The sequence below is a fragment of the Cohnella sp. CFH 77786 genome, assembly GCF_019400745.1.
Lineage (GTDB): Bacteria > Bacillota > Bacilli > Paenibacillales > Paenibacillaceae > Cohnella.
The window spans coordinates 1-1,362 of sequence record NZ_WJIB01000044.1; the positions used below are offsets into that span (position 1 = coordinate 1).

Sequence of the window (1,362 nt, forward strand, 5' to 3'; positions counted from 1 at the left end):
ATCGGGTCTGTCAATAATTTTGTGTAAACTCATCTATTGAGAATCTCCCCCGAGGGGGAGATTAGCTCTCAAGGCAAATGCGGGCCGATCCGATCCGGATAGAAAACGGATAGCTGGAGAAGCATCTGTCCCCAGTTCTGAACGCGGCCCGTCCATTTGCGCGTGACATCCATGGTGACAAGGTAGAGCATTTTCAGTAGTGCTTCATCACTCGGGAAAATGCTCTTTCCTTTCGTGACTTTCCGAAGCTGACGGTGGTAGCTCTCGATCATGTTCGTGGTGTAAATGAGCTTGCGCAGCTCGGGTGGGTATTTGAAGAAAGTGGCGAGTTCATCCCAATTGCTGCGCCAGGAACGGATGATGAGCGGATACTTGGCTCCCCAAGTTTCCTCGAAGCGATCAAGCTCCACGAGAGCCATTTCTTCGGTTGCCGCTTTGTAGATCGGCTTCAGATCGGCCGTTACTTTCTTCAGATCCTTGTAGGAAACGTAGCGCGTGGAATTGCGGATTTGGTGAATGATGCACTTTTGAATCTCCGTCTTCGGATAGCAAGCCGTGATCGCCTGGGAGAATCCCGTCAGGTTGTCGACGCAGGTGATGAGGATGTCTTGTACGCCGCGGTTTTTGAGATCATTTAGCACGCTGAGCCAGAACTTGGCAGATTCGTTCTCGCCAATCCACATGCCGAGAACGTCCTTGTTTCCGTCCAGATCGATGCCGATGACCATATAGGCCGCCTTGTTCACGATGGCACCATCCTGCTTCACCTTGAAGTGAATGGCGTCGAGGAATACGACTGCATATACGCCTTGCAGCGGGCGATTCTGCCACTCCTTGATGAGGGGGATGATCTTGTTCGTTACGTTCGAGATCATCGTTGGAGAGACGTCAATGCCATATAGATTCTGAAGATGATCCTGGATCTCCCGCGTGCTAACGCCTTTGGCGTAAAGGGCGATAATCTGATCCTCGATGCCGGTCACGCTGGACTGATTCTTCTTCACCACGATCGGATCGAATTCGCTTAACCGGTCTCTCGGAACGGAAATCTCCTGCTCGCCGTATTCGCTGGTGATCGTCTTCTTGCTTTTGCCGTTGCGGCTATTCGTCGTTCGTTTGTTTTGCACGTCATGTTTCTCATAGCCCAGATGCGTGTCCAACTCGGCTTCGAGCATTTCCTGCAGCGTCTCGGCAAACAGGTTCTTCAAGGCATTCTGCGCATCCTGAGCAGTGACCAGCTTGTTCTCCTTGATGAATGCTCGGAGTTGCTCCTTCGTCCATAAACCCATGTGTACTCCCCAACCTTTCTGCTGCTTTTATTCTAACAGGTTTGAGAGTTTACACACTTTATTTTACAGACTC

1 protein-coding gene is annotated in these 1,362 nt (G+C 50.9%); it reads right to left on the minus strand.

Annotated features, from left to right (window positions below; genetic code table 11):
- Positions 1-68: 68 nt before the first annotated feature.
- On the minus strand, positions 69-1,289 hold the full coding sequence (locus tag GE107_RS26235; RefSeq protein WP_219644651.1) for an IS256 family transposase: 1,221 nt from the start codon (positions 1,287-1,289) through the stop codon (positions 69-71).
- Positions 1,290-1,362 lie beyond the last annotated feature (73 nt).